The 25,082-nt window shown below is 71.6% G+C and carries 22 protein-coding genes; 14 read left to right on the forward strand and 8 right to left on the reverse strand.

Translation table 11 applies throughout. The annotated features are described in order from the left end of the window. The first annotated feature begins 76 nt into the window (after nt 1–76). From N5D62_RS21405 to N5D62_RS21420, 4 genes are all read left to right on the forward strand, one after another. The gene (locus tag N5D62_RS21405) at nt 77–1,033 is read left to right on the forward strand and encodes a LysR family transcriptional regulator (RefSeq protein ID WP_279759918.1); all 957 of its coding nucleotides are present in this window, start codon (nt 77–79) and stop codon (nt 1,031–1,033) included. 138 nt (nt 1,034–1,171) lie between these two features. Continuing rightward, on the forward strand, nt 1,172–1,408 hold the full coding sequence (locus N5D62_RS21410; RefSeq protein WP_279759919.1) for a type II toxin-antitoxin system HicB family antitoxin: 237 nt from the start codon (nt 1,172–1,174) through the stop codon (nt 1,406–1,408). Between the two features lie 102 nt (nt 1,409–1,510). After that, the gene (locus N5D62_RS21415) at nt 1,511–2,503 is read left to right on the forward strand and encodes a diacylglycerol kinase family protein (protein WP_279759920.1); all 993 of its coding nucleotides are present in this window, start codon (nt 1,511–1,513) and stop codon (nt 2,501–2,503) included. Continuing rightward, nucleotides 2,500–3,291 (forward strand): metallophosphoesterase, encoded by a 792-nt coding sequence (locus N5D62_RS21420; RefSeq protein ID WP_279759921.1) that lies wholly within the window; start codon nt 2,500–2,502, stop codon nt 3,289–3,291. The genes N5D62_RS21415 and N5D62_RS21420 overlap by 4 nt, the downstream gene beginning before the upstream one ends. On the opposite strand, the gene N5D62_RS21425 is transcribed toward N5D62_RS21420, so the two are convergent. From N5D62_RS21425 to N5D62_RS21435, 3 genes are all read right to left on the reverse strand, one after another. Beyond that, nucleotides 3,261–4,106 carry a phosphatase PAP2 family protein gene (locus N5D62_RS21425; protein WP_279759922.1) on the reverse strand — a complete coding sequence of 282 codons (846 nt, stop codon included), beginning with the start codon at nt 4,104–4,106 and terminating at the stop codon, nt 3,261–3,263. The two genes, N5D62_RS21420 and N5D62_RS21425, sit on opposite strands and share 31 nt — an antisense overlap. 77 nt (nt 4,107–4,183) lie before the next feature. After that, entirely contained in the window at nt 4,184–5,434 is a 1,251-nt protein-coding gene (locus N5D62_RS21430) for a Fic family protein (protein ID WP_279759923.1), read from the reverse strand. Nucleotides 5,435–5,733: 299 nt separating this feature from the next. After that, nucleotides 5,734–5,988, reverse strand: coding sequence for a hypothetical protein (locus N5D62_RS21435; RefSeq protein WP_279759924.1), 255 nt, complete (start codon nt 5,986–5,988; stop codon nt 5,734–5,736). 150 nt (nt 5,989–6,138) lie between these two features. Here N5D62_RS21435 and N5D62_RS21440 point away from each other — a divergent pair, with 150 nt between their 5' ends. From N5D62_RS21440 to corA, 7 genes are all read left to right on the forward strand, one after another. Beyond that, complete coding sequence (locus N5D62_RS21440; RefSeq protein WP_279759925.1) at nt 6,139–7,134, forward strand: LysR family transcriptional regulator; 996 nt, start codon at nt 6,139–6,141, stop codon at nt 7,132–7,134. A gap of 170 nt (nt 7,135–7,304) precedes the next feature. Further along, entirely contained in the window at nt 7,305–8,369 is a 1,065-nt protein-coding gene (locus N5D62_RS21445) for an extracellular solute-binding protein (protein WP_279759926.1), read from the forward strand. A 13-nt stretch (nt 8,370–8,382) separates the two neighbouring features. Beyond that, complete coding sequence (locus tag N5D62_RS21450) at nt 8,383–10,263, forward strand: iron ABC transporter permease (RefSeq protein ID WP_279759950.1); 1,881 nt, start codon at nt 8,383–8,385, stop codon at nt 10,261–10,263. Next, nucleotides 10,260–10,937, forward strand: a complete 678-nt coding sequence (locus tag N5D62_RS21455) for an ABC transporter ATP-binding protein (protein WP_279759927.1) — start codon at nt 10,260–10,262, stop codon at nt 10,935–10,937. The genes N5D62_RS21450 and N5D62_RS21455 overlap by 4 nt, the downstream gene beginning before the upstream one ends. A gap of 135 nt (nt 10,938–11,072) precedes the next feature. Then, nucleotides 11,073–12,164 carry a Fic/DOC family N-terminal domain-containing protein gene (locus tag N5D62_RS21460; RefSeq protein WP_279759928.1) on the forward strand — a complete coding sequence of 364 codons (1,092 nt, stop codon included), beginning with the start codon at nt 11,073–11,075 and terminating at the stop codon, nt 12,162–12,164. After that, the gene (locus N5D62_RS21465; protein ID WP_279759929.1) at nt 12,161–12,616 is read left to right on the forward strand and encodes a GNAT family N-acetyltransferase; all 456 of its coding nucleotides are present in this window, start codon (nt 12,161–12,163) and stop codon (nt 12,614–12,616) included. Before N5D62_RS21460 ends, N5D62_RS21465 begins: the two co-directional genes overlap by 4 nt. A gap of 59 nt (nt 12,617–12,675) precedes the next feature. Continuing rightward, nucleotides 12,676–13,644 carry a magnesium/cobalt transporter CorA gene (gene corA / locus N5D62_RS21470; RefSeq protein ID WP_279759930.1) on the forward strand — a complete coding sequence of 323 codons (969 nt, stop codon included), beginning with the start codon at nt 12,676–12,678 and terminating at the stop codon, nt 13,642–13,644. A gap of 76 nt (nt 13,645–13,720) precedes the next feature. On the opposite strand, the gene N5D62_RS21475 is transcribed toward corA, so the two are convergent. Beyond that, nucleotides 13,721–14,785, reverse strand: a complete 1,065-nt coding sequence (locus tag N5D62_RS21475) for a tartrate dehydrogenase (protein ID WP_279759931.1) — start codon at nt 14,783–14,785, stop codon at nt 13,721–13,723. Between the two features lie 188 nt (nt 14,786–14,973). After that, a complete protein-coding gene (locus N5D62_RS21480) occupies nt 14,974–16,062 on the reverse strand; it encodes a hypothetical protein (protein WP_279759932.1) in 1,089 nt (362 codons plus the stop codon). Nucleotides 16,063–16,369: 307 nt separating this feature from the next. On the opposite strand from N5D62_RS21480, the gene N5D62_RS21485 reads away from it, so the two are divergent. After that, complete coding sequence (locus N5D62_RS21485; protein ID WP_279759933.1) at nt 16,370–19,027, forward strand: hypothetical protein; 2,658 nt, start codon at nt 16,370–16,372, stop codon at nt 19,025–19,027. A 15-nt stretch (nt 19,028–19,042) separates the two neighbouring features. On the opposite strand, the gene N5D62_RS21490 is transcribed toward N5D62_RS21485, so the two are convergent. Next, nucleotides 19,043–20,167: a PepSY-associated TM helix domain-containing protein gene (locus tag N5D62_RS21490; RefSeq protein ID WP_279759934.1), complete on the reverse strand. Its 1,125-nt coding sequence runs from the start codon at nt 20,165–20,167 to the stop codon at nt 19,043–19,045. 25 nt (nt 20,168–20,192) lie between these two features. After that, nucleotides 20,193–22,352 (reverse strand): TonB-dependent siderophore receptor, encoded by a 2,160-nt coding sequence (locus N5D62_RS21495; protein ID WP_279759935.1) that lies wholly within the window; start codon nt 22,350–22,352, stop codon nt 20,193–20,195. A gap of 400 nt (nt 22,353–22,752) precedes the next feature. Here N5D62_RS21495 and N5D62_RS21500 point away from each other — a divergent pair, with 400 nt between their 5' ends. Beyond that, nucleotides 22,753–23,544 carry an isocitrate lyase/phosphoenolpyruvate mutase family protein gene (locus N5D62_RS21500; protein WP_279759936.1) on the forward strand — a complete coding sequence of 264 codons (792 nt, stop codon included), beginning with the start codon at nt 22,753–22,755 and terminating at the stop codon, nt 23,542–23,544. Nucleotides 23,545–23,633: 89 nt separating this feature from the next. Continuing rightward, the gene (locus N5D62_RS21505) at nt 23,634–24,203 is read left to right on the forward strand and encodes a YceI family protein (protein ID WP_279759937.1); all 570 of its coding nucleotides are present in this window, start codon (nt 23,634–23,636) and stop codon (nt 24,201–24,203) included. A gap of 45 nt (nt 24,204–24,248) precedes the next feature. Here the strand turns inward: N5D62_RS21505 and N5D62_RS21510 are convergent, their stop codons facing one another. Continuing rightward, the gene (locus N5D62_RS21510) at nt 24,249–24,944 is read right to left on the reverse strand and encodes an alpha/beta hydrolase (protein WP_279759938.1); all 696 of its coding nucleotides are present in this window, start codon (nt 24,942–24,944) and stop codon (nt 24,249–24,251) included. Nucleotides 24,945–25,082 lie beyond the last annotated feature (138 nt).

Raw genomic sequence — 25,082 nt, forward strand, 5'->3', positions numbered from 1 at the left:
CTTCCGGGGGCACCGAGGCGCTGTCGATCTCGATGTGCGGCGGATATCCTTCGCGTTCGCAAGAGGATGGCCCTCGATGACCGCAGCCCGTTCCCCCCTGCCTGCCGCCCGCCGCGCCGCCGCCCGGTCGCTGGACTACCGCGTCGATCCCTTCGACCTGCAGCTGTTCGAGGCGGTCGTCGCCTCGGGCTCGATCACCGCCGGCGCGGCCGCGATGAACCTGTCGCTCGCCGCGGCCAGCGCGCGGCTGAAGGCGCTGGAGCACCGCGTCGGCGTGCGGCTGCTCGACCGCTCGAAGACCGGCGCCGTCGCCACGGACGCGGGCCGCGCGCTGTCGCGGCAGGCGCACCGGGTGCTGGCGGAGCTCGATTCGCTGCACGTGGCGATGTCGGCCTTCGGCCATGGGTTGCGCGGCACGGTGCGGCTGCTCGGCAACACGGCGGCGATGGCGGAGGCGCTGCCGCCTCGGCTCGGGCGTTTCCTCGCCGCGCATCCGGACATCGACGTCGAACTGCAGGAGATGTCGAGCGATGCCGCGCTGCAGGCGTTGCGCGAGGGCGTGGCCGATGTCGCGATCGTCGCCAGCCATGTCGACACGACGGGCCTGGCGGCGAGGCCGTGGCTGGAGGACGAACTGATCGCGCTGCTGCCCGCGCCCAAGCGGGGAAGGGGACCGGCGAAGGTGCGCTTCGTCGACCTGCTGGACGAGCCGTTCGTCGGGCTCGGCGCGGACAGCGGGCTGAGCCGCTTCCTGCAGACGCAGGCGGCGCGCGGCGGCCGCGTGCCACACCACCGGGTGCGGGTGTCGAGCTTCGACGCGATCGCGCGGCTGGTCGAGGCGGGGGCCGGCGTGGCCGTCATGCCGCGCGAGGCGGCACTGCGCCAGCTCTCCGACGGCCTGCGGATCGCGCGGCTCGACGAGCCCTGGGCGCGCCGCACGCTGATGCTGTGCCATTCCAGCCAGGCGCCCTCGCTGCCGGGGGTGCGGGCGTTGATCGAGATGCTGATGGCGCCGGTCATCGGGGCGAGATAGAACGCTGCTCCTGATCGTTCGTTGTGTCGATCAACAGGAGTGGCGAGCCAGATGGCGGAGCCCACGAGTTCTGGTCATTGAAGGCTCGGCACATCGAGGTGACAGTAGCCCTCCCCAAATCCTCATACGGAATGAACGATGACGCCAATGCAGTACGCGGTGCATCTGCAACCAGATGCTGAGGGCGGTTTCGTAGTGACCTGTCGGGATCTCCCCGAGCTGATCACGCAGGGCGAGGATGTGACGCACGCGTTGATGGAAGCAATGGATGCACTGGACGAGGTCGTTGCGCTCTACAGGTGTGAAAGCCTCGCTCTTCCGCAGCCGACACCGGCACAAGAGAACGAGTACCTCATTGCTGCTTGTCGAGCCTAGCGTGTGGCCGGCCATGCGTCCGATGGCGCGGGACCGCTGCTTGCCCGGCCGGTTATCGTTCCGACTTCCGATCCGCCGCGCCGTCGAGGCGCCTCATCGCCCATGACCGAGTCCGTCGCGTCCCGATCCCCGCCGCTGTTCGTCGTGTTCAATCGCGCCTCCGGCCGTGGGGACCGGGATGAAGTCGGCCCGGCTGTCGAGGCCGCCTGCCGGGCCGCGGACCGCGTCTGCGAACTGATGCCGGTCACGGCGCCCGGCGAGCTCGGCGGCATCGCCCGCGAAGCGGTCCGGCGCGCGCGCGAGGCCGGCGGCGTCGTGGTCGCCGCGGGCGGCGACGGCACGATCAACTGCGTCGCGCAGGCGGTGCTCGGCAGCGGCTGCGCCTTCGGCGTGCTGCCGCGCGGCACCTTCAACTACTTCGCCCGCACCCACGGCATTCCCGCCGACCTCGACGGCGCGTTGCGCGTGCTGCTGACCGAGCGCGCCGTGCCGGTGCAGGTCGGCCGGCTCAACGACCGCGTCTTCATCGTCAACGCGAGCCTGGGCCTCTACCCGCAATCGCTCGAGGACCGCGAGGTCTGGAAGCAGCAGTTCGGACGCAGCCGGCTGGTCGCCGCCGGCGCGGTGCTCGCGACCATCCTGCGCGGGCATCGCAGCCTGGGCCTGACCATCGAGCTCCACGGCCAGTCGCGCAACGTCCGCACCCCAACGGTGTTCGTCGGCAACAACGCGCTGCAGATGGAGCAGGTCGGCCTGCCCGAGGCGCGCGCGATCGACCGCGGCGCGCTCGCCGGCGTGATGCTCAAGCCGGTCGGCCGCTGGGGCCTGCTGAAGCTGCTGATGCGCGGCGCCATGGGCCGGCTGCGCGACGCCGACCAGATCGTGAACTTCGCCTTCAATTCGCTGACGGTCCGCAGCCGGCGCTTCGGCGCGCGACGCGTCAAGGTCGCCACCGACGGCGAGGTGCTCTGGATGCAGCTGCCGCTGCGTTTCGAGGTCGCCCCGCATCCGCTGATGCTGATCCGTCCCGAGGGCCTGGCCGAAGAGCGGGTCCAGGCGCAGGCGAACGCCGCGCCGATGGAGGCCGGCGGATGACGGTGGTGCTGCAGCTGTCGGACCCGCATTTCGGCACCGAGCGCCCGATGGCGACCGCCGCGCTCGAGCGCCTGTGCGGCGAGCTGAAGCCGGACCTGCTGCTGCTCACCGGCGACATCACCCAGCGCGCGCGGCCGATCGAGTTCGCGCGGGCGAAGGCCTTCGTCGACAAGCTCGCCGTGCCGGCGCGGCTGGCCGTGCCGGGGAATCACGACATCCCGCTGTATGCGCTGCACACGCGCCTGCTGCATCCGTACCAGCGCTACGAACGCGCGTTCGGGCCGGCCGAGGACAGCGAGTTCGAGACCGATGACCTGCTGGTGATCGCGCTCAACACCACGCGCCGTTACCGGCACAAGAACGGCGAGGTGTCGGATCGCCAGATCGAACGCACCGCCGAGCGGATCGCCCGCGCGCGGCCCGGCCAGGCGCGGCTGATCGCGGTGCATCAGCCGGTGGCGGTGACGCGCCGCTCCGACGTGGGCAACCTGCTGCGCGGGCACATGAAGGCGATGCGGCGATGGGCGGAGGCGGGCGCGGACGCGGTGATCGGCGGCCACATCCACCTGCCCTACGTGCTGCCGCTGCACGAGGTGCTGCGCGGCCTGCCCGGCCGGCTGTGGGCGGTGCAGGCCGGCACGGCGCTGAGCACCCGCGTGCGCGGCGGGATCCCGAACTCGGTCAACGTGATCCGGACGGGTCCCGGCCGGATGGCGGTCGTCGAGCGCTGGGACGTCGACGAGACCGCGGGCGTCTTTCAGCGGGTCAGCTCGACCGCGCTGGCCTGACGCGCGCCGCGCCGGCGACGCGCCCAGCGCGCGAGCTCGATGCTGACGATCGAGACGGTCAGCCAGGCCGACCCGGAGGCGAAGCCGGCGAGCACGTCGCTGGGGAAATGCACGCGCAGGAACACGCGGCTCGCGCCGACCGAGAAGGCCAGCGCCGCCGCCGCGATCCAGGCCGGCACATGCCAGCGCCGGGGCAGCAGCCGCACCGCGAGGAAGGCCAGCATGCCCATCGTCATGACCGTGCCGGAGCTGTGGCCGCTGGGGAAGCTGAAGCCGTCCTCGGTGAGCCAGTGGGTCGGGTGGACGGGGCGGGCGCGTTCGAAGACGTGCTTCAGCAGCGGATTGAGCGCCGCATTGCCCAGCAGCGCGAGCGACCAGCCCAGCGCCAGCCCGCGCCGGCGCAGCGCCAGCAGCCCGATCGCGCCCAGGACGCCGATGGCGATCTGCGTCTCGCGGTTGCCGAGGAAGGTCAGCAGGTAGAAGGCGTGGAGCGCCGCGTCGGGGACGCGGTCGATCATCGCGACGATGAAGGCCTCGTCGAGCTGGCCGAGCGTGTGCTCGACGTGGACCGCCTCGGCGATCTCCGCGAACAGCATCGCGCCGCCGACGATGAACGCGAAGCCGATGGCGAAGCGCAGGACCAGCGCGACGGGGGAGAGCGGTTCGAGCGCGACGGTGCGGTCGCCGCGGTCGGGCAGCAGCACGCGGGCGGTCGCCCAGGTGATGGCGAGGAGAAGCAGCAGCAGCGCGGCGTAGATCGCCAGCGCATGCGCGCCGGCGTACGAGGCCGCCTCGAGGGCAGAGACGTTCAGCATGGCCGGCATTGTGCGGGCGGCACCCACCGGGCGCCGCACCGTCCGACCTGCGGGCGGGATCGCCGAATCGGCAGGGCCTAGTGAGGACGGCCGCCGGCGATCCAGGACATGACTTGCTCGGGGCTCAGGCGGTAGGCCGCGCCGCTGCTCTCGTGCAGGGCCGTCAGCGCCTGGCGAAGGATCCGCGACACGACAGCGTCGTCAGGAGCGTGCAGCCGTAACTCGGCGACCGCCGCCGGCAAGGACTTCCGGTCGATGACCACGGCTTGCATCGCTTGCGTGATCGCGTGGTAGTGCCGCTGGTGGTGGGGATCTGGTCCTGGCTGCCGTTCGAGCATCGTCAGGTACCGGCGCATCGATCGGCGATACGTCCATTCGAAGAGATCGATCGCGGCGGAGAGATCGCCCTGTTCGTAGACCCCGAGCATGGCGGTCGCGTAATCGGAGCGATCCACGTCGACGAAGGTGAGCGGTGCGCAGTTCGCGAGGAGGAGCGGCACGTTCGCACTCAGCCGGCTGGTGCGCTTGTTGCCGTCGGCGAAGGCTTGCAGATAGGCGAGGTTGACCCACAGGAAGAAGGCGGCCTCCACCGGGTTTCGCGTGACCGAGGCCTTGGCGACGACGTGTTCCAGAACCTCCTGCAGGAGCGCTGGAATGGCGCAAGGGCTGTAGACGCTGTGCTCGATCTCGACCTTGTGCCTCCGGACCCGTCCGAGGTCGTCGGGATTCCCCAGGAGATTCCTCATGAGCGCGGCATGCATCTGCTCGACCAGGCGGCGCGTGAGCCCGGCGGGGCGGGCGTACCGAAGCATGACGTCGATCGCGAGCTGATGGTTGATCACCATCGTTTCGTCCTTGCTCGCGGGCAGCGCGTCGCCAGCGCCCGGCCTGGGGCGCCCGAGCACCTCCGCGGCTTCCGGCCTCGAGAGCGGGTTGCCCTCGAGCCGCGATGACGACCAGCTGAAGTCCAGCAGGAACTCGTTCATCATCCGCGCGCCGCAGGTGCCGTAGGGGAGCGTTTCTCGCCAGAAGGCCGCGGCGTGCAGCTGGCGGGCCAGCGCCGCCGGAAGCAGGCTGGACTCGTTGGGCACGTAGTCGTCGATGAACGAGCGCCGATAGACGGCGGGCTCGCGCCGGGACGGCGGGAGGCTCAAGGACCCGATCAGGCGAAGCGAGCCGGGCGACCACGCCGGCGGCTTCGGCCGCGGCGCCAGGTAGGTCGAGTCCGCCGGCTCCTTGAGCAGGCATGCCGCCATCGGCTGGTCGTTCATCCGGCCATACGGCGCCCCGGGCCGCACGACGTCCTTCATCACCATCGCTTCGCTCATCTCACACCTCGCGTTTCCAACGACAAGGCGTCGATGGTGCGAGGCGGATCGGCCGATCCCGCCAAAACGCGGATGGCCGGCGCGGGACGAGCAACCGAATTGACCGACCCGGACTCGCGCCCCCGCCTGGAGGCCGCCGGCGATGTCGTCCGACATCCGTTTCGCGGCGCGGACGCAACAGCGGCGCGCGGGCGTTTGACGCGCCGGATCCGACCCGCCAAGGAAAAAGGCCGAACCTCGCGGCCCGGCCTTCCCTGCAGGAGCGGACGTGGGTCAGACGTCCTGAAGAAACACGGTGCTCAATACATCATCCAGCCGTTGCGCGCGACGCGGCGCAGCGAGAAGGCCAGGTCCGGGCGGTCGGCCGACTGCTCGGCCGCGGCGCGCAGGACGGTCTCGCGGGGACGCAGCTCGGCGACGGCGTGCACGAACTCGACGACGCCCCGGCCGGCGCGCAGCGCCAGGCTCACCAGGCGCTCGCCGGCCGCGTTGGCGGTGCGGACCCGGGCAGCGTCGGCAGCCATCAGGTGGACATTCAGCGTGGTGGTGGTCATGGCGGATTCCCTTCTGTTTGGAGGCACCGGACGAAGGTCCTGGCGCCGTGGTCGAGATATTGCGGTTTTTACGTAGACCCCGCCAATTGCGCTTCGGAATCGGGTCATCACTGGCGGAAATGCCCCGTGACGGAATTAGCATCCCGCCGCATGACCGCCCCCCGCCCCGTCAACTTCCGGACGCTCGACCTGAACCTGCTGCGCGTCTTCGACGTGGTGATGGAGGAGCGCCACGTCACCCGCGCCGCCCACCGGCTGGCCATCACCCAGCCCGCCGTCAGCAACGCGCTGCGCCGGCTGCGCGAGGCGACGCACGAGGAACTCTTCATCCCGACCTCCACCGGCGTCGAGCCCACGCCGCATGCCCAGGCGCTCTGGCCGGTGGTGCGCCGCGCGCTGTCCAGCCTGCAGCAGGCGCTCGAACCCCAGGTCTTCGACCCGCGCGCCGCCGGCAACACCGTCAGCTTCACGCTGGCGATGGCCGACGCGACCGCCGCGCTGGTCGTGCCGCAACTGGCGCGGCGCTTCCTGGATGAAGGCATCCATGTCGGCCTGCGCGTCGTGCCGCTGACCACGCGCGACCCCCGCGAGCTGCTGGAGCAGGGCTGGGCCGACCTCGCCGTCGGTTTCTTCCCCGAGCTGACCGAGCAGCTGCAGGTCGAGGACGACAGCGCCGCCTTCCGCCGCGAGCCGCTCTACGCGAGCCGCTACGTCTGCGTGATGCGGTCCGACCATCCGCTGGCCGCGCCCGGCGCGCTGACGCTGGACGCCTACTGCGCCGCGCCGCACCTGCGGGTCAGCTTCGCCGGCCGGCCGCATGGCTTCGTCGACGACGCGTTGGCGCAGATGGGCCGCAAGCGCACGGTGGCGATGACGGTCAACAGCTTCTTCACCGGCGCGATGGCCGTCCAGCAGTCCGACCTGCTCACCGTGCTGCCCGACAGCTTCGTCCCCGCCACCGGCTTCGCCGGCCAGCTCGCCTGCCGACACCTGCCGTTCCCGCTGCGCGGCATCGAGATCAGCCAGGTCTGGCATGTCCGCGCCGAGCCTGACCCCGCGCAGCGCTGGCTGCGCCAGGTCATCAGCGAGATCTCGGACGTGGTCGCCGCCGGCGTGCGGGCGCTGCCGCAGGACGGCGCCACCTGAAGGCAGGCTGAAACGCGGGGACGGCGATTCCTGCGGCGCCTCGCAGCTTTTGTCTCCTTGTCGACCGGCGAACCGGGCCCCTACAGTGCGGCCTCCGCAGATGAGAAGAATTCTCATCGACGCGATTCGGTTCCCCGTCCGCCCCGGACGATCGAGAAAGAGACACGACGATGCGCCGCTCCGACCTTGCCCTCCGTCCCCTCCAGGCCGCCGCCGCGGTGGCCATGGCCGCCGCCGCGCTGGCGCCGGCGCTGGCCCAGGCCAACGCCAAGGCCGGCGGCGAGCTGACGCTCTACACGACGCGCGAGGTCGCGCTGGTGCAGCCGCTGCTGTCGGCGTTCACCGCGAAGACGGGAACGCGGGTCAACACGGTCTTCGTCAAGGACGGCTTGCTGGAACGGGTGAAGGCGGAGGGCGCGCGCTCGCCGGCCGACCTGCTGATGACCGTCGATGTCGGCAACCTGATCGACCTGGTCGAGGGCGGCGTGACGCAGCCGCTGAAGTCGGCCGAGATCGAATCGGCCGTGCCCGCCAACCTGCGCGCCGCCGATGGCCAATGGACCGCGCTGTCGATGCGCGCCCGGGTGCTGTACGCGGATCCGTCGCTGAAGGCGGCCGCGATCCGCTACGAGGACCTGGCCGACCCGAAGTGGAAGGGCAAGGTCTGCACGCGCTCGGGCCAGCACCCGTACAACACCGCGCTGGTGGCCGCGATGCTCGCCCACGACGGCGAGGCGAAGACCGAGCAGTGGCTGCGCGGCGTGAAGGCCAACCTGGGCCGCAAGCCCACCGGCGGCGACCGCGACGTGGCGCGCGACATCCTCGGCGGGATCTGCGACGTGGGATTGGCCAACTCCTACTACGTCGGCCAGATGAAGGCCGCCAAGCCGGGCAGCGACGCCCGCAAGTGGGGCGACGGCATCCAGGTGCTGAAGCCGACGTTCTCCGCGCGCGGCGCTGGCACGCACGTCAACATCAGCGGCGCGGCCGTCGCGAAACACGCGCCGAACAAGGCCGCCGCGCAGGCGCTGATGGAGTTCCTGGTCTCCGAGCCCGCGCAGCAGCTCTACGCGCAGACCAACTACGAGTACCCGGTGCGCGCCGGCGTGGCGCTGGATCCGCTGATCCAGTCGGCCATCGGCCCGCTGAAGGCCGATCCGCTGCCGCTGACCGAGATCGCTCGCCATCGCAAGCAGGCCAGCCTGCTGATCGACAAGGTCGCCTTCGACCAGTGACGGCGTGAGCGGCGTGTTCGGCCGGCCGCCCGCGGTCGGCCCGGTCTGGGGCGCGGCCGCCGCGGCGATCGCGCTGGCGGTGCTGACGCCGCTGGCCGCGCTCGCGTGGACGGCGCTGGGCGCCGGCGTGTCGCACTGGTCCCACCTGGCCGCGCACGTGCTGCCGCGCGCCGCGGCGCAGACGGCGCTGCTGCTGGTCGGCGTCGGCGCGCTGACGGCGGTGGTCGGCACCGGCTGCGCCTGGCTGGTCACCCGCGCCGATTTCCCCGGCCGCGGCGTCCTGCACTGGGCGCTGCTGCTGCCGCTGACGGTGCCCACCTACATCGCGGCCTACAGCTACGTCGACCTGCTGCATCCGATCGGCCCGTTCCAGGGCGCGGTGCGGGCGCTGCTGGGGTTCGACTCGCCGCGGCAGTTCCGCCTGCCCGATGCGCGCTCGATGGGCGGCGCGGTGCTGGTGCTGTCGGCGGTGCTCTATCCCTATGTCTACCTGAGCATGCGGGCGATGTTCTCGACGCAGCCCGCGCGGCTGATGGAGGCGGCGCGGCTGCTCGGCGAAGGCCCGTGGGGCGCGTTCCGGCGCGTGGCGCTGCCGATGGCGCGGCCGGCGCTGGCGGTCGGCGTCGGGCTGGTGTTGCTGGAGGTGCTGAACGACGTCGGCGCGTCCGAGTTCCTCGGCGTGACGACGCTGACGACGACGGTCTACACGACCTGGGTGACGCGCTCCGACCTGGGCGCCGCGGCGCAGATCGCCTGCGCGATGCTGGCGGTGGTGGCCTTGCTGGTCTGGCTGGAACGGCAAGGGCGGCGACGCCAATTGGCCGGCGCCGTCCGGACGATGGGCGCCGCGCCGCGGCGGCGTCTGCGCGGCTGGCGCGCCGCACTCGCGACGACGGCGGCCGCGCTGCCGGTGCTGATCGGCTTCGTGCTGCCGGCGGGGCACCTGGCGGTGCTCGCGTGGAAACGGGCGGCGGAAGGCCACGGGCTGTCGGCGGAGGTGCTCGCCGGCGCGATGAATTCGGCCGGCCTCGCGCTGGGCGTGACCGCGATCGCCGTCGGCGCCGGGCTGGTCATCGCCTGGGCGGCGCGGCGCACCGGCACCGCGGCGCGCGGCCGGGCGGCCTGGCTGCGCAGCGCCGCGATCGGCTACGCGATCCCGGGAACGGTGCTGGCGATCGGCCTGCTGCCGCCGGCGCTGGCCCTGGACGGCTGGATCGCCGGCGCGCTCGGGCTGCCGGGACTGCCGCTGATGAGCCTGGGCGCGGTGCTGGTCGCGGCCTGCGCGATGCGTTTCCTGGCGCTGCCGATCGGCGGCATCGAGGCCGGCCTGGCGCGCTGCCCGGTGGCGCTGGAGCAGGCCGCGCGCAGCCTGGGCGAGTCGCCGCTGGGCACGCTGCGCCGCGTGCACCTGCCGCTGCTGCGGCCGGCGCTGACGGCGAGCGCGCTGCTGGTCTTCATCGACGTGATGAAGGAGCTGCCCGCGTCGCTGCTGCTGCGGCCGGCCAACTTCGAGACGCTGCCCACGCTGCTCTATGCCGAGGCCGCGCGCGGCAGCTACGAGCACGGCGCGCTGGCCGCGCTGCTGATCGTGGCGGTGGGCCTGCCGGCGGTGCTGCTGCTCAGCCGCGATCCCACGGCACCGACGGCGACGACGGCACCAACGGCACCGACAGCACCAGCGGCACCGACAGCACCGACAGCACCGACGGCAACGACGGCAACGACGGCACCAACGGAACCGACAGCAACGACAGCGCCGACAGCAACGACCGCACCAGCGGCACCGGCGACGCCCGTCGTGCCGGCGCCGTCCGCCGGGTTTGCCTCGGCCTCGATCGACATTCACGCGGACGGTCCGTCGGCCGCGTTCATCCCGACGAAGGAGGCGACATGACCACGCTCGCGCTCGAGGATCTCCATGTCCGTTATCCCGGCGGCGCGCCGGTGCTGCGCGGCCTGTCGCTGTCGCTGCCGCTGGGCGGCATCGCCTGCCTGCTCGGCCCGTCGGGCTGCGGCAAGAGCACCGCGCTGCGCGCGATCGCGGGTTTCGAGCCGCTGAGCTCGGGGAGCATCGCGCTGGACGGACGCACGCTGTCGGGGCCGATGACGCATGTCGCGCCGGAGCATCGCGGCGTCGGCCTGCTGTTCCAGGAGATCGCGCTGTTCCCGCACCTGGACGCGGCGGCGAACGTCGGCTTCGGCCTGCGCCGGCTGCCCGGCGAGGCGCGCGAGCGCCGCGTGCGCGAGCTGCTGGCGCTGGTCGGCCTGGACGAGCTCGGCGCGCGGATGCCGCACGAGCTGTCTGGCGGCCAGCAGCAGCGGGTCGCGCTGGCGCGGGCGCTGGCCCCGTCGCCGCGGCTGCTGCTGCTCGACGAGCCGTTCTCCAACCTGGACGCCGCGACCCGCGACCGCCTGGCCACCGAGGTGCGCGCGATCCTGCGCGCGGCCGGCCAGACCGCGCTGATGGTCACCCACGACGCCGCCGAGGCGGAGGCGATGGGCGACTGGATCGGCGTGATGGCGGGCGGCCGGCTGGTCGAGTGGCGACCTGCACGGGTAGCGGCATAGCGCCAATCTGCCGTTGCGCGGATCGCCTCCGCGCGGAGCATCACGGGCTTTCCTTCGAAGGAGCGCGCGATGCGACGTGGACTGGCCGGAACCTATGAATACTCGATCGCCGGCGGCGCGCCGTGCCAGGCGTTCGTGCCGGCGCCGCTGCCGCCGCGCCCTTCGCTGATCGTCGACACGGACCTCCAGGATCGGCTGGACGAGGCGCTCGTGCGGCTCGGTCGGCTCGATGGCGCGGCGTTGGTGATGCCGGACGCGGCACCGCTGCTGTACAGCTACGCGCGCAAGGAGGCGGTGATGTCCTCGAGGATCGAGGGCACGCAGTCCTCGCTGTCGGATTTGATGCTCTACGAGGCCGACGGCGCGCCGGGTGTCCCGATCGACGATGCGCGCGAAGTCTCCTGCCACGTCGCGGCGATCGACCAGGGGCTCGCGCAACTGAAGGCGGGCATGCCGCTGTGCACGCGGCTGATGAACGACATGCATGCGACGCTGATGCGCCATGGCCGCGGCACGGGCAAGGCGCCCGGCGAGATCCGCCGGACGCAGAACTGGATCGGCGGTCCGCGCGCGGACAAGGCCGTCTTCGTGCCGCCGCCCGCGCATCGCCTGAACGACTGCCTGTCCGATCTCGAGAAGTTCCTCAACGACCAGCCGCGGCGCCATGGACCGCTCGCGAAGGCGGCGCTGGCGCACCTGCAGTTCGAGACGATCCATCCCTACCTCGACGGCAACGGGCGCCTGGGACGACTGCTGATTCCCCTCATCCTCGTGCGTGAGGGCATCCTGTGCGAGCCGGTGCTCTTCCTGTCGCTCTTCTTCAGGTCGCATCGCGACGATTACTACGAGCTTCTGCAGAACGTCCGCCTGCACGGGGATTGGGAAGAGTGGCTGTGGTTCTTCACGACGGGGGTGAGCATCGCGGCCACGCAGGCCTTCGACATGGCGCTGTCGTTGACGGCGCTCACGACGATGGACGGCGAGCGTCTCCAGCCCGGACGGGCGAGTCTGAATGACGTCCGCCTCGTCCATCGCGTCTTGAGCGGATGCCCGGTCGCGAGCGAGGAGACGCTCGTCGAGAAGACGGCGTTGGCACCCGAGGGACTGCATCGGGCGGTCGGCGCCCTGATCGACCTCGGCATCGTCCGTGAACTGTGCGGAACCGCCGGCGGCCGGATCTTCGTGTACACCGCCTGTCTCGAGCTGTTGAATCACGAGCCCCCATGAGCCTCCCGATCCGCCCCGCCATCCCGTCCGACATCGCCGCCTGCATCGACCTGCGCGGCCGCACCCGCGAGAACGCGATCTCCGCGGCGCGGCTCGCCGAGCTCGGCATCACCGAAGCGTCGTGGTCCGGCCAGGTGCGCGACGGCACCTTGCCCGGCTTCGTCGCGGTGGCGGACGGGCAGCTCGCCGGCTACTGCTTCGGCGACGCCGGCACCGGCGAGATCGTCGTGCTCGCGCTGCTGCCGGCGCACGAAGGCCAGGGCCTCGGGCGCGCGCTGCTGGCGCGGACCGTCGCGCATCTCCAAGGGATGGGCCATCGGCGGCTGTTCCTCGGCTGTTCCGACAACCCGGCGCACCGCTCGCACGGCTTCTACCGCCACCTCGGCTGGCGGCCCACCGGTGAGCGCGACGGCCACGGCGACGAGGTGCTGTTTCTCTTGATGCCATCTTGATCCCGCCCGGGCTACCCTCGGGCGGATCACGCCGCATTCCATAACAAGCGAGACGCCCGATGCTCATCAACTGTGTCGCCTACCGCGACGGCCGCCGGCTGGCCGATATCCGGCCGGAAGAGATCAGCGACTACCTCAAGCTGCCCGACTGCTTCGTCTGGGTCGCCCTGCGCGACGCGTCGCCCGAGGAAGTCCTGGCGATGAAGGAGGAGTTCGACCTCCACGAGCTCGCCGTCGAGGACGCGCTGCATGGGCAGCAGCGGCCCAAGGTCGAGGAGTACGGCGACATGCTGTTCGCCGTCATGCAGACCGTCCAGTTCACGCCGACCGACGAGCTCTGCACCGGCGAGGTCTCGATCTTCGCCGGCCCCAACTTCGTGCTGTCGATCCGCAACCGCGTCGCCCAGAGCCTGCTGGGCGTGCGCGCCCGCGCCGAGCGCGAGCCCCACATGCTCAAGCGCGGTCCCGGCTTCGTGATGTACGCGATCATGGACGCGGTCGTCGACCGCTACTTCCCGGTCATCGAGGCGCTCGAGGCGGAACTCGACGCGATCGAGTCGCAGATCTTCGAGCCCGGCGTGACCCGCGAGAACATCAAGCGCGTCTACGCGCTCAAGCAGCGGGTGACCATCGTCAAGCACGCGGTGTCGCCGCTGCTCGACGCCGTCGGCAAGCTGGTGCGCGGCCGCGTGCCGCCGATCTGCGAGGACACCCGCGAGTACTTCCGCGACGTCTACGACCACCTCGAGCGGATGCAGTCGGCGCTGGACTCGCTGCGCGACACCGCCACCACCGCCATCCAGGTGCACCTGTCGATGGCGGCGATCGAGGACTCGGAGATCACCAAGCGGCTGGCCGCCTGGGCCGGGATCTTCGCGGCGGCGACGGCCTTCGCCGGCATCTGGGGCATGAACTTCGAGGTGATGCCGGAGCTCAAGTGGCGATGGGGCTACCCCGCCGCCCTCGGCGTCATCACCGCGACCTGCGGGCTGCTCTTCTGGCGATTCCGCAGGGCCGGCTGGCTTTGAGCCCGCGTGTGCCCCTCTCCCGCGGTGCGGTAAAGGGGGCCTCAAAGGCTGGAGGTTGATCGAAGCGGGGCGGTGGTCAGATCAGCGCTGCGATCGTTTCGCCCATCTCGGTCGTGCTCGCCGTGCCGCCCAGGTCCCGCGTGCGCGGGCCCGAGGCGAGCGTCCGCTCGATCGCCGAGAGAATCGCGTCATGCGCGGCCTGCTCGCCCAGGAACTGCAGCATCAGCGCGCCCGACCAGATCATCGCGACCGGATTGGCGATGTTCTGCCCGTAGATGTCCGGCGCCGAGCCATGCACCGGCTCGAACAGCGACGGGAAGTCGCGCTCCGGATTCAGGTTGGCCGACGGCGCCAGGCCGATCGTGCCGGTCGTCGCCGGACCCAGGTCGGACAGGATGTCGCCGAACAGGTTGGACGCCACCACCACGTCGAAGCGCCCCGGCTGCAGCACGAAACGCGCCGACAGGATGTCGATGTGCTGCTTGTCCACCGTGACCGACGGATACCCCGCCCCGACCGCGTCCGCGCGCCCATCCCACCACGGCATCGAGATCGCGATCCCGTTGCTCTTGGTCGCCACCGTCAGGTGCCGGCGCTCGCGCGCCTGCGCCAGCTCGAACGCGTACTTCAGCACCCGGTCCGCGCCGAAGCGCGAATACACCGACTCCTGGATCACGATCTCCCGCTCGGTGCCGGCGTACATCACGCCGCCCAGGTTGGTGTACTCGCCCTCGGTGTTCTCGCGCACGACCAGGTAGTCGATGTCGCCCGGCTTGCGGTTGGCCAGCGGGCAGGGCACGCCCTCGAAGAGCCGCACCGGCCGCAGGTTGATGTACTGGTCGAACTCGCGGCGGAACTTCAGCAGCGAGCCCCACAGCGACACATGGTCCGGCACCGTCGCCGGCCAGCCGACCGCGCCGAAGAAGATCGCGTCCTGGTCCTGCAGTTGCGCCTTCCAGTCGTCCGGCATCATCTGGCCGGTCTGCTGGTAATAGTCGCAGCTGGCCCAGTCGATGCCGGTGAACTCGAACCGCAGGCCGAAGCGCCTGGCCGCGGCGTCCAGCGCGCGCAGGCCCTCGGGCATCACTTCCTTGCCGATGCCGTCGCCGGGGATGACGGCGATCTTGTACGTCTTGCTCATGGTCGTGCTTTCAACGGGGAGGCGGCGGCCAGTCTACGCGTCGCCTTCGCGCGGCCAAGCCCGCCGGCATCGATGACGACGAGGCTCGCACCGCGCTGAGGGGGGCTCTCCGACCACGGGGGCGGCGCGCGTCGCGGGGCCCCAGGCGGCGAGTCCCGCCCATCGCGTGGCGAATGACCGGCGCGGGCTTACCAGCCCAGCGCGGCGTCGCGGAAGCTGTCCAGCGCGAGCTCGTAGTTCATCTCGCCGAGCAGCCCGATCAGCCGGGCGCCGTCCGCGTTCCACGCGTCGACGACGTGGCGCCAGGCCGGCGCCAGCGAGCGCGGCTCGGCCTCGTCGTCCGGCACCTCCGCCTCGATCGACGCGGGCGGCAGGTCCGACGGCAGCATCAGCCGCGACGGCACCGACGGCCGGTCGGCGTCCTCGTCGTACAGGTCGGTCGCCGTCGCGGTCTCGGCGTCGGGATCGATGCCAGGGTCGATGCGCCAGCGGCCGTCGGCCTGCACGCTGATGCGCGGGCGCAGCCAGGGCTCATGGGCGCGCGGGTTCAGCAGGTGGCAGCTGCGGTGCCGGGCGTCGACGACCAGCAGGCTCAGCACCGACCCGCGCCCGTTGGCCTTCTCCTCGACGTAGTCCGGGTGCTCCGGCGGCCCGTCGACGTCGACGACGAAGTAGCGATCGTCGATCCACTCGCCCGACCCGTTGATCGAGCAGCCGAAGGTCAGCTCCTGCGGATAGGGCATCAGCCGGCCGTCCAGCCACAGTGCCGCGCCGTAGGGCGCCTGGAACACGCCGCCGTCCTCGGGGTACTCGGGCAGCCGCCCGTCCTCCCACCAGACGACGGCCCGGTGCAGCCGGCCCGGCGCGTCGGCGATGCGGAAGCCCGCCGTGCGCCATTCCGGCCAGGAGGTCCACACCCGGGCCTCGACGCGCTCGTCCAGCCCCATCGCGCGCAGGTCGCGGGTGCTGGCGTGCTGCAACAGATGCTGTGCGAAGTGCCGCCACATGGCCGGGCCGAGGGCGCGGGCGATGGGGTCGGCGTCGCGCAGCCAGTCCAGCAGCAGCGGCACCACCGGCGCCTGGCGCGACCACAGCGCATGCGCCGCGACCGAGCGGGCCCAGCGCCGTTCCAGGGCCTGGAGGCCCGGCGGCGGCGTGGGGGCGGCGGTGTCCTCGTCGGACGGGGAGGCGCCGGCGGGCGCGGGCGGAAGGGTCGCCAGCGAGGGCGACACCGGCGAGGGCGGCAGGTGGTACAGCGGCATCAGGTCGGGGGGCACCGGAAGTGGGAAGGCGGTGTCGCAGGGCGTGGGGCAGGGGAGGTTCCTGGGGCCCGGACGGGCCGTCGCCCCCCTCGGGGACGCCCCGGCGGCGAGCCGGGGCCGGGTCTTGCCCGACGGCGCCGCCATCGGCAAAAGCTGCCGGCCCGGGGTGCCGCAGCGTGCGGTCCCCCACGCCGGCAGGGGCGGCGGACCGGCCCGGGCGGGCCGGCCCTGTCCCATTCATGGGGGATGACACCCGCGCCGGCTCGCACCATCCTGGGGGCCTCGACACCGCCAGGGGCTCGAGATCCTCGAGGCCATCGCCATGACCGATCGCACGCTGGAGCCAGGGGCGGCGGACGCGGCAACCGAACATCGCGTCGCCGTGGTCGCCGTGCACGGGGTCGCCGACCAGGCGCCCGGGGAGACGGTGCGCGCGCTGACGGCGCTGATGACGGCGCGCGCGCCCGCCGGCGTCCGCTACGGCGACGCCACCTGCGACTGCCGATGGATGGCGGTGCCGGTCCTCGAGGGCCGGGTGCCGGCGTCGCGCGATCCGGACGACCGGCCCACCGGGATGAAGGCGCTGCGGCAATCGCTGCGGTCGGACTTCCTGCGCACCGGCTGGATGGACCGGGCGGCGCGCGACGGCGAGGCGGACCGCGGCCGCGCGCTGCGCTACCAGGCCATGGTGCAGCCCGCGCATTCCGCCAAGGGCGTGGCCCGGGCGCCCGGCGACCCGCGCGACGGCGTGCCGGACCAGGGCATCGCCTTCACCGACTACCTGCTGTTCAAGGCGCAGCGGGGGAAGTCGCCCGACGAGCACTTCGAGACCCGCCGCATCCGGATGAGCCGCGAGGACACCGCCACGCGCCGCACCGGCCGGGTGGACTTCCACGAGATGTACTGGGCCGACCTGTCGCGGCTGTCCAGCGCGCTCCCGACCATCCTGACCGAGCTGTTCACCATCCTGTTCCGGCTGTCCAAGCTGGCGCGCGACACGATCGACCAGGCGCGCCACGCGGCCGACACCACGGCGGCGACCGCCACGCCCGAGGAGGCCGCGGCGCTGGTGGACGTCCGCCGGCGCTGGGCGCGGCTGTGCCGGCTGCAGACGGCGCTGGACTGGTCCTTCGCGCACCTGCTGTCCAACCTGTTCCTGCAGACGCTGCTGATGGGGACCTTCATCGTGGTGATGTCGGTGCTCAACGACGATGTCCGCGGCGACACCGCCGAGCAGGTCCGCACCCTGATCGCCGTGGCGCTGCCGGCGCTGGCGTTCTGGTGGATGTGCTATCGGCATGTGCGCTCGGGACCCGGGCGGGGACTGCTGGCCCTGATGGCGCTGGCCTCCGGCGCGGCGCTGAAGCTGGTGGCGGCGCCCTGGGTGCTCGGCGTCACCGTGCTGGTCGCGCTGGCGTTGCTGTGCGACGCCGGGCTGAAGCTGGCCGACCGGCGCTTCGTCTCGACGCGCCAGGTCGGCCTGGTCTTCCTGGCGGTGAGCCTGGGCACCGTGGCGAGCGTGATGCTGGCGGACGCGCCGCAGGCGCCGGTGTCGCCCTCGCCGCTGCCGCTCGCGCCGCACCAGGATCCGTGGGTCTGGTGGACGGCGGCCGCGCTGCGCGCCTTCGAGGTGATGCTGCTGGGCACCTATGTCTGGTGGATCGCCGCGGCGGCGCTGCTGGTGCCGTGGACCTGGTACGGCGTCCGGCAGGCGGGGCTGTGCGACGCGGCCCGCGCCAGCGTCGCCACCGCGCGGCTGGGGCTGTTCGTGTCCGTGACCTCGTTCACCGCGGTGGGCATGGTGATCTGGGCGGCCGGGCACCAGGTGCTCGAGCGGGCTGCCGGCAAATGGGGCTACCGGCCGTGGCTGTTCGACTTGCAGTTCGAGGTCGGCACCGACGGCTGGGGTTTCCAGCACCGGGTGGCCGACGTGTACCGGGCGCTGCCGGCGGAGAGCTTCCTGACGCTGCGCTACGTCTACAGCACCGCGACCTTCTTCCTGCTGGCGATGCTGCTGCTGGCGCTGGTGGCCTACGTGCTGGTGACGCTGGTGCCCAGCGTGCTGGCGGAGGTGCGGCGCGGCGTCGGGACCGCGGGCAACCTGGGGCGCTGGCTGACCGGCGGTTATGGGCGGCTGGAGGACTTCATCGCGCTGCTGGCGATCGTCAGCGCGCTGGTCACGACCTACATCGGCGGCGTCTACCTGCTGGACCTGCTGCGGCTGGTGCCGCCGTTCACCGCGGCCGACCTCAAGCAGGCGATCGCCGGCACCGGCTTCGCGTCGCAATCGCTGCTCGGGCCCTTCGTGATCGGGTCGGTGTCGGCGCTGGGGGCGCTGACGCTGTTCGGGCGGACGCTGTCCAAGTACGTGCCGTGGCTGCGCGCGCCGCTGGACGCGATGCTGGACGTCGACAACTACCTGCGCGAGTTCCCGCGCGACGCGATCCCGCGGGCGCGGATCTTCGCGCGGTATGTCGCGCTGCTGGAGCAGCTCAAGCGCGACGGTGCGACGCGGGTAGTGATCGTGTCGCACAGCCAGGGCACGGTGATCACCGCGGACCTGCTGCGTTACCTGACCTTCCGGGCCCGGCAGGATCCGGACAGCCGGGCGGGGCGGCTCGGGCAATGGCTGCGGGACATCGATTTGCGGCTGTTCACCGCGGGGAGCCCGTTGCGGCAGCTGTACGCGGCACGTTTTCCCGACCTCTACCACTGGGTGCGGACCGGGCCGGAGCTCGACCAGCTCGGCGTGGACCGGTGGACCAACGCGTTCGCCGCGGGGGACTACGTGGGGCGCTGGATCTGGGCGCCGGCGGAGGGCGCGGAGCACCGCTCCGAGTTCTACGCGCCGGGCGCGGTGGCGATGGACGACGGGATCCGCAAGGACTTCTCGGTCGGCAGCGGCGCGCACACGCACTACTTCGACCCGGGGCCGGGGAGCGACGCGGTCGCGGCGGCGATCGACGAGTTGATCCGCTGAGGGCGGCGCGGCGGCTCAGCGCCGCCGGCGCCACCACAGCCAGGCGCCGGTGACGCCCATGCCGAACAGCACGAGCCCGACCAGGCCGGTGATCACGCGGTTCGCGATCCCGAAGAGTTCCCCCGCGTGCAGCGGGTAGATCCACGCGGTCGACCGGCCGGCCAGGTCGAGCTGGTCCCACCGCTGCTGTCCCAGCACGTGCCCGTCCACCGGATGCGCCCAGATCGACGACAGCCCGTTCGGATGCGGCTCGCCCGGCAGCCGGAAGCGCAGCCGCACCGGCCGCGTGTCCGACGCGCCCAGCTGGACGTAGCCCAGCTGGCCATCGGGCCAGCGCGCGCGGCCCTCGGCGACGATGACGTCCAGCGGCACGCGCTCGCCGTGGTCCTTGCCGACCTTGGGCGGCTTGGGCGCGGCGTCGCCGACCAGCGTGTTGACCCAGCCGCCGATCGGCCGGTACGCCATCCAGGCGCCGCTGGCGACCGCCACCGCGACCAGCAGCCCGAGCACCGCGCCGCCGAAGCGGTGCAGGTCGAACAGGCCGCGGGTCGTGCCCTTGTCCAGCTTGAGCTTGAACGCATGCCGCCACTGCGCCGCGTTCATCGGCCACCACAGGATGAGTCCGGTCACCAGCAGCGCCAGGTAGGCCAGCGCGGTGAAGGCCAGCACCGCCTTGCCGGTGTCGCCGAGCAGCAGCGCGCTGTGCAGCTCGAAGACGGTGTTGGCCAGGCCCTCGGCCTCGCCGCGCCGGCCGAGCTCGGCCAGCGTGACCGGGTCCAGGTACAGCGTGCCCTCCCAGCCCGGACCGCGCACCAGCACGCGCATGGACTCGCCGTCCTCGCGTGGCGGGCGGATCGTCATCGTCGACTTCGCGCCGAACTCCGTCGCCATGCGGCGCCGCACGGTCTCGAAGGGCGTGCTCGACGCCTCGGGCGCGGGCGCGATGTCGGTGGCGCCGGACTGCTGCGCCGCCACGCGGGGCAGGGCGCGGAACAGCTCCGGATGCATCGCCTCGTCCAGCGGCCGCAGCACCGTCATCAGCGTGCCCAGCAGCGCCGCGGCGGCGAGCAGCATCCCGAGCGTCAGCCCGGTCCATCGGTGCAGCCACATCCAGGCGCGGCGGGCGGTCATCAAGGCCATGGCCGAGGGGCTCCGTCGCCGTCGATCAGAAGTCGACCTTGGCCGTCAGGCGCAGCGTGCGCGGCGCGCCGACGCCCAGCAGGCTGTTGCCGGCGGTGCTCCAGTAGTCCTTGTCGGTGGCGTTGTCGAGGTTGGCCTGCAGGCTGACCGCCTTGCCCAGCAGCGTGGTCTGGTAACGCGCGCCCAGCGACAGCGTCTCGTAGCCCGAGATCCAGGCCTGGTTGGCGTTGTTCACCGCGCGCTTGCCGACGTGATAGATGCCGGCGTTCAGCGCCAGTCCGGGCACGGCGGGGACGCGGTACTCGCCGAACAGGCTGAGCGTGTTCTTCGGCGTGTTCTCCGGCGTCTTGCCGAGTTCCAGCGGATTGGCGGAGCCGACCTTGGTGATCTCGGCGTCCAGGACGATGCCCGAGACCACGAGCGCGAAGTCGCGGCCGATCTCGCCGCTGGCCGAGAACTCCAGGCCGCGGTAGCGGGTCTCGCCGCCGACCTGGTAGACGCGGTTGACCGTCGTGGCCAGCGCGCGGTCGGTCTGGAACAGCGCGGTCTGCACCAGCACGCTGCCCAGGCGCGCCTTGACGCCGATCTCGTGCTGCTTGCTGACGGCGGGCGCCAGCACCTGGCCGGCGTTGTCGGTGTTCAACGGCGCGGTGCCGGTCTCCTCCAGGCCGCGCAGCGCGCTGGCGTAGACGCTCAGGTCCTTCATCGGCTTCCACATCACCGACACGTTGGGCGTGACCTTGTCGGCGCGGTAGGTCGGCACCGGCGTGGACGGGTTGCTCGCCTCGCTGCGGTAGAAGGTCTTGCGCAGGCCGGCCAGCACCTGCCATTGCGAGCCGATCGAGACGCGGTCGAAGACATACAGGCCGCGGTCGTTGATCTCGGACGGATACCCGGCCTGCTTCAGCGTCGGGCTGACCGGGGCGATGTCCACCGGCGCGTACAGGTTCTGCGGCGCGGTCGCGGTGCCGTTGACCCAGCCGTCGGACTCGCGGCGGTTGTAGGTGGCGCCGAAGGTCAACTCGTGGCCGATGCCGGCGGTGTCGAAGCGGCCGATCGCCTCCACGCGGTGGTTGGTGTTGGTGTAGGCCTGGCCCTTGAGCACGGAGACGTTGAGCGTGCCGGCGCCGGTCTGGTTGTTGTAGTTCCCGAAGGTCGTGTAGTTGCGGTCGCGCGAGGTCTTGGCGCGGCCGGTCTCGACGCTGAGCACCCAGTCGTCGCTGAGCGCGAAGTCGCCGCGCACCAGCACGTTGGTGGCCTCGGCGTCGTAGCGGGCCCAGTCGCCGGCGAGGTTGGTCTTGTTGTCGGGCACGCGCGGCAGCGAGATCACGCCGTTGACGGCGGTGGGCAGCGAGATCGCGGCCTGCTCGCTGACGTTCTTGCGGTAATGCTCGACGTCGACCTTCAGGTTGGCCCAGGAGGTGGCGCGCCAGTCGTAGGCGAGCGCGACCAGCCCGCGATCGCCCTTGTAGCGGTCGATGCCGGTCTCTTCCTTGCTGGTGGCGGCGTTGAAGCGCAGGCCCATGCTGTCGTCGGCGCCGAAGCGGCGGCCGATGTCCACGTGGGCCTTGATGCCGCCGTGGTCGTTGACGGTGGTGGTCAGCGAGGTCACCGGCGTGGGGCCGGCGCGCTTGGTCACGAAGTTCACGATGCCCGAGGGCGGCACCATGCCGTAGTACATCGACGACGCGCCCTTCAGGACCTCGACCTGCTCCTTGTTCTCGAGCGGGATGTCGATCAGGTTGACCACCGGCAGGTTGCCGTTGAGGCGGTAGTTGCCGCGGTTCTCCACGATGATCCCGCGGATCGACAGGTTGTCGTAGGTCGAGCCGCTGACTTGCGAGCGGGTCACGCCGGCGGTGTTCTTCAGCGCGTCGTACAGGCCCTGCGCGGCCTGCGCGTCGAGCAGGTCGCGCGGCATCACGTTGTTGGTCAGCGGCACGTCCAGCGGATCCTGGTCGCGGAAGGCGCCGACCTGCACCGTCGTCGGCGCGAAGGTCTTCTTGCGCACGCCGGTGACGACCACCTCGTCCAGCAGCTTTCTCGTTCCGGCGGCGGACGCGGCGTCGGCCGGCGCGGCGGCGGCGGTCTGGGCGCTTGCGGCCAGCGGCGCCAGCAGCGCCAGGACGGACAGGGCAACGAGGGACAGGCGCGGGGCGGCGCCGCGGGAGGCGGTGGAGGACATGAGGGGAGGACCGGAGACGGGGAAAGTGGGGGAGCGAGGGCCTGGACGAGGGGCCCTCGGCGACGCGAAACGCGATACGTTAGCAAATGCGAATAGTTCGCAACATCCCTGGGTTCGGATTTCGTGCGCTGGACGCGCGCGCCGGGCGAGCCTCCTGGGGAAGAGCGGCGAAACCGTGGCGTGGACGCCACCCTGAGGGGGGGCCGGCAAGGGCAAGGCGACGGGAGTCCGAGGGGAGGCGGGGGAAAGGCGGGGAGGGAAGAAGGGGCGAGGGAGGAGGAAGGGGAGAGGCGGGGTGGGTCCGTGAGCGCTGCTTTCCAGGGACGCGTCCGGTTCCTGCCAGCGGGCGACAGGAGCGCGGCCTAGCATCCGGGCCTCTGTTCCCCCGACGAGGCCCTCCATGAGCACTTCCCCGAGCTTGGCCGACAAGGCCGCCGCGCTGCGCGCGCTGCATGAGCGTCCCGAGCCTTTCGTCATCGCGAACGCCTGGGACATCGCCTCGGCGCGGATGCTGGAGGCGGCGGGGTATGCCGCGCTGGCGACCTCCAGCGCCGCGGCGGCCGAGGCGGTCGGCAAGCGCGACGGCCAACTGACCCGCGACGAGACGCTGGCCCATGTGCGCCTGCTGGCGGGCGCGACGCCGCTGCCGCTGAGCGCCGACCTGGGCAACGGCTTCGGCCACCGGCCGGAGGATTGCGCGCTGACGATCCGCCTGGCGGCGGAGGCGGGCGCGGCGGGTGGCTCGATCGAGGACTCGTCGAGCGAGGGCGGCGGGCCGATCCTGGACTTCGACCTGGCGGTGGCGCGTGTCGCCGCGGCGGTCGAGGCGGCGCGGGCGCTGCCCTTCCCGTTCGTCGTGACGGCGCGTTCCGAGAACTTCCTGCACGGCATCGACGACCTCGACGACACGATCCGCCGGCTGCAGGCCTTCGAGCGGGTGGGCGCCGACGTGCTGTTCGCGCCGCTGCTGCCGGACCTGGACGCGGTGCGCCGGGTGTGCGCGTCGGTGAGCAGGCCGGTGAACTTCATGGCCGGCATCCCGGGGCGCTCGTTCACCGTGCGCGAGCTCGGCGAGGCCGGCGTGAAGCGGGTCAGCCTGGCGATGTCGCTGTTCCGGCATGCGATGAAGGCGGCGCGGCTGGCGGCGGAGGAGGTCCGGGACCACGGCACCTTCGGTTACCTGGAACGCTGAAGCCGCCTGAAGACCTGTTGTCGAAAATCGCCGGCCCGGCTCGTCGTCAGGGTGGCGCCCCTGCCAAAGCTTCCTCACAAGGACCGATCATGAAATCGCTGCTGCTCGTTTCCGCCCTGTTCGCCGCCGTCGCCGCGCAGGCCGCGCCCACGACCTACGACATCGACCCCGCGCACACCTATCCCAGCTTCGAGGCCGACCACATGGGCCTGTCCTACTGGCGCGGCAAGCTCAACAAGAGCGCCGGGACGATCGTGTACGACAAGGCCACCGGCGCGGGCAGCGTGGACGTGAAGATGGACCTGTCGAGCATCGACTTCGGGCTGGACGCGATGAACGGCTGGGCGAAGGGGAAGGACTTCTTCAACGTCGACAAGAACCCGGACGCGACCTTCAAGGGCCGCTTCGAGGGCGCCAAGGCGGGCGTGCCGTCGCAGGTGGTGGGGGAACTGACGCTGAACGGCAAGACCCGGCCGATGACCTTGACGGTGCACCAGCTCAAGTGCGTGCCGCATCCGATGCTCAAGCGCGACTACTGCGGCGCGGACGCGTCGGGCAGTTTCAACCGCGAGGAATTCGGCCTCGGCGCGGGCAAGGACTACGGCTTCAAGATGGAGGTCAACCTGCGCATCCAGGTGGAGGCGGTGGCGAAGGAGTGAAGCGGGACCGGGCCGCGTGGGAACGCGCCCGGTCCGCCGTGAGGCTTACTTCGTGGTCGCCTGGGCCGCCTGGCGGATCAGCGCCGCGACGGCTTCCGGCTGCGACACGTAGACGGAGTGGCTGCCCGGCACCTCGACCACGGTGGCGCCCGCGCGCTGCGACATGGCGCGTTGCGCCGGCGGCGGGATCATCTTGTCGTCCTTGGCCACGAGGTACCAGCTCGGCTTGGACTTCCACGAGGCCTGCGTCACCGCGCCGGCCAGGGCGTTGACGCCCCAGGGCACCTGCGAGGCGGCCATGAACGCCGCCTTGTCGGCGGGCAGGTCGCCCGCGAAGGAGGCCGCGAACTTCGCCTGGTCCAGGAGCAGGAAGCCGTCCTTGGGCGGGAGGATCGGCGGCACCGGCGCGCCGGGCACGGGGTTCTTGATCAGGGAGTCGACGGACTCGCCCTTGTCGGGCGCGAAGGCCGCGATGTAGACCAGGCCCTTGCCCTTCGGGTCGTTGCCGGCCTCGGTCGTCACCACGCCGCCGTACGAGTGGCCGACGAGCAGGACCGGGCCTTCCTGTTGCGCGATGAGGCGCCGGACATAGGCGACGTCGTCGGCCAGGGACGTCGTGGGATGCTGGGCGATGGTCACCGAGTACCCGTCTTTCTTGAGGATGTTGTAGACGGGCTCCCAGCCGGAGCCGTCGACGAAGCCGCCGTGGATGAGGACGATGCTGACTGCCAGTGCGTTCATGATGGATCTCGCTTTCGTGGATATCGAAGTTGTGAAGGCGAGCAGCCATCGGGGCCGTCCGCTGCAGATTTGCTTTAGGCTTAAAGCACTGCGGAACAACAGTAGGCCTCGATAGTTGAGGCTTCAAGTAAAGTCATG

Origin of the sequence: Mitsuaria sp. GD03876 (assembly GCF_029840635.1) — a bacterium.
Taxonomy (GTDB): Bacteria; Pseudomonadota; Gammaproteobacteria; order Burkholderiales; family Burkholderiaceae_C; genus Roseateles.

Excerpts from the sequence above, each read along its gene's own strand:
- N5D62_RS21410 (WP_279759919.1), top strand. The coding sequence starts at position 1,172 with ATGACGCCAATGCAGTACGCGGTGCATCTGCAACCAGATGCTGAGGGC.
- N5D62_RS21455 (WP_279759927.1), top strand. The coding sequence starts at position 10,260 with ATGACCACGCTCGCGCTCGAGGATCTCCATGTCCGTTATCCCGGCGGC.
- N5D62_RS21425 (WP_279759922.1), bottom strand. The coding sequence starts at position 4,106 with ATGCTGAACGTCTCTGCCCTCGAGGCGGCCTCGTACGCCGGCGCGCAT.
- N5D62_RS21485 (WP_279759933.1), top strand. The coding sequence starts at position 16,370 with ATGACCGATCGCACGCTGGAGCCAGGGGCGGCGGACGCGGCAACCGAA.
- N5D62_RS21435 (WP_279759924.1), bottom strand. The coding sequence starts at position 5,988 with ATGACCACCACCACGCTGAATGTCCACCTGATGGCTGCCGACGCTGCC.
- N5D62_RS21465 (WP_279759929.1), top strand. The coding sequence starts at position 12,161 with ATGAGCCTCCCGATCCGCCCCGCCATCCCGTCCGACATCGCCGCCTGC.
- N5D62_RS21415 (WP_279759920.1), top strand. The coding sequence starts at position 1,511 with ATGACCGAGTCCGTCGCGTCCCGATCCCCGCCGCTGTTCGTCGTGTTC.
- corA (WP_279759930.1), top strand. The coding sequence starts at position 12,676 with ATGCTCATCAACTGTGTCGCCTACCGCGACGGCCGCCGGCTGGCCGAT.
- N5D62_RS21405 (WP_279759918.1), top strand. The coding sequence starts at position 77 with ATGACCGCAGCCCGTTCCCCCCTGCCTGCCGCCCGCCGCGCCGCCGCC.
- N5D62_RS21420 (WP_279759921.1), top strand. The coding sequence starts at position 2,500 with ATGACGGTGGTGCTGCAGCTGTCGGACCCGCATTTCGGCACCGAGCGC.
- N5D62_RS21510 (WP_279759938.1), bottom strand. The coding sequence starts at position 24,944 with ATGAACGCACTGGCAGTCAGCATCGTCCTCATCCACGGCGGCTTCGTC.
- N5D62_RS21500 (WP_279759936.1), top strand. The coding sequence starts at position 22,753 with ATGAGCACTTCCCCGAGCTTGGCCGACAAGGCCGCCGCGCTGCGCGCG.
- N5D62_RS21430 (WP_279759923.1), bottom strand. The coding sequence starts at position 5,434 with ATGAGCGAAGCGATGGTGATGAAGGACGTCGTGCGGCCCGGGGCGCCG.
- N5D62_RS21445 (WP_279759926.1), top strand. The coding sequence starts at position 7,305 with ATGCGCCGCTCCGACCTTGCCCTCCGTCCCCTCCAGGCCGCCGCCGCG.
- N5D62_RS21440 (WP_279759925.1), top strand. The coding sequence starts at position 6,139 with ATGACCGCCCCCCGCCCCGTCAACTTCCGGACGCTCGACCTGAACCTG.
- N5D62_RS21490 (WP_279759934.1), bottom strand. The coding sequence starts at position 20,167 with ATGGCCTTGATGACCGCCCGCCGCGCCTGGATGTGGCTGCACCGATGG.
- N5D62_RS21505 (WP_279759937.1), top strand. The coding sequence starts at position 23,634 with ATGAAATCGCTGCTGCTCGTTTCCGCCCTGTTCGCCGCCGTCGCCGCG.
- N5D62_RS21495 (WP_279759935.1), bottom strand. The coding sequence starts at position 22,352 with ATGTCCTCCACCGCCTCCCGCGGCGCCGCCCCGCGCCTGTCCCTCGTT.
- N5D62_RS21475 (WP_279759931.1), bottom strand. The coding sequence starts at position 14,785 with ATGAGCAAGACGTACAAGATCGCCGTCATCCCCGGCGACGGCATCGGC.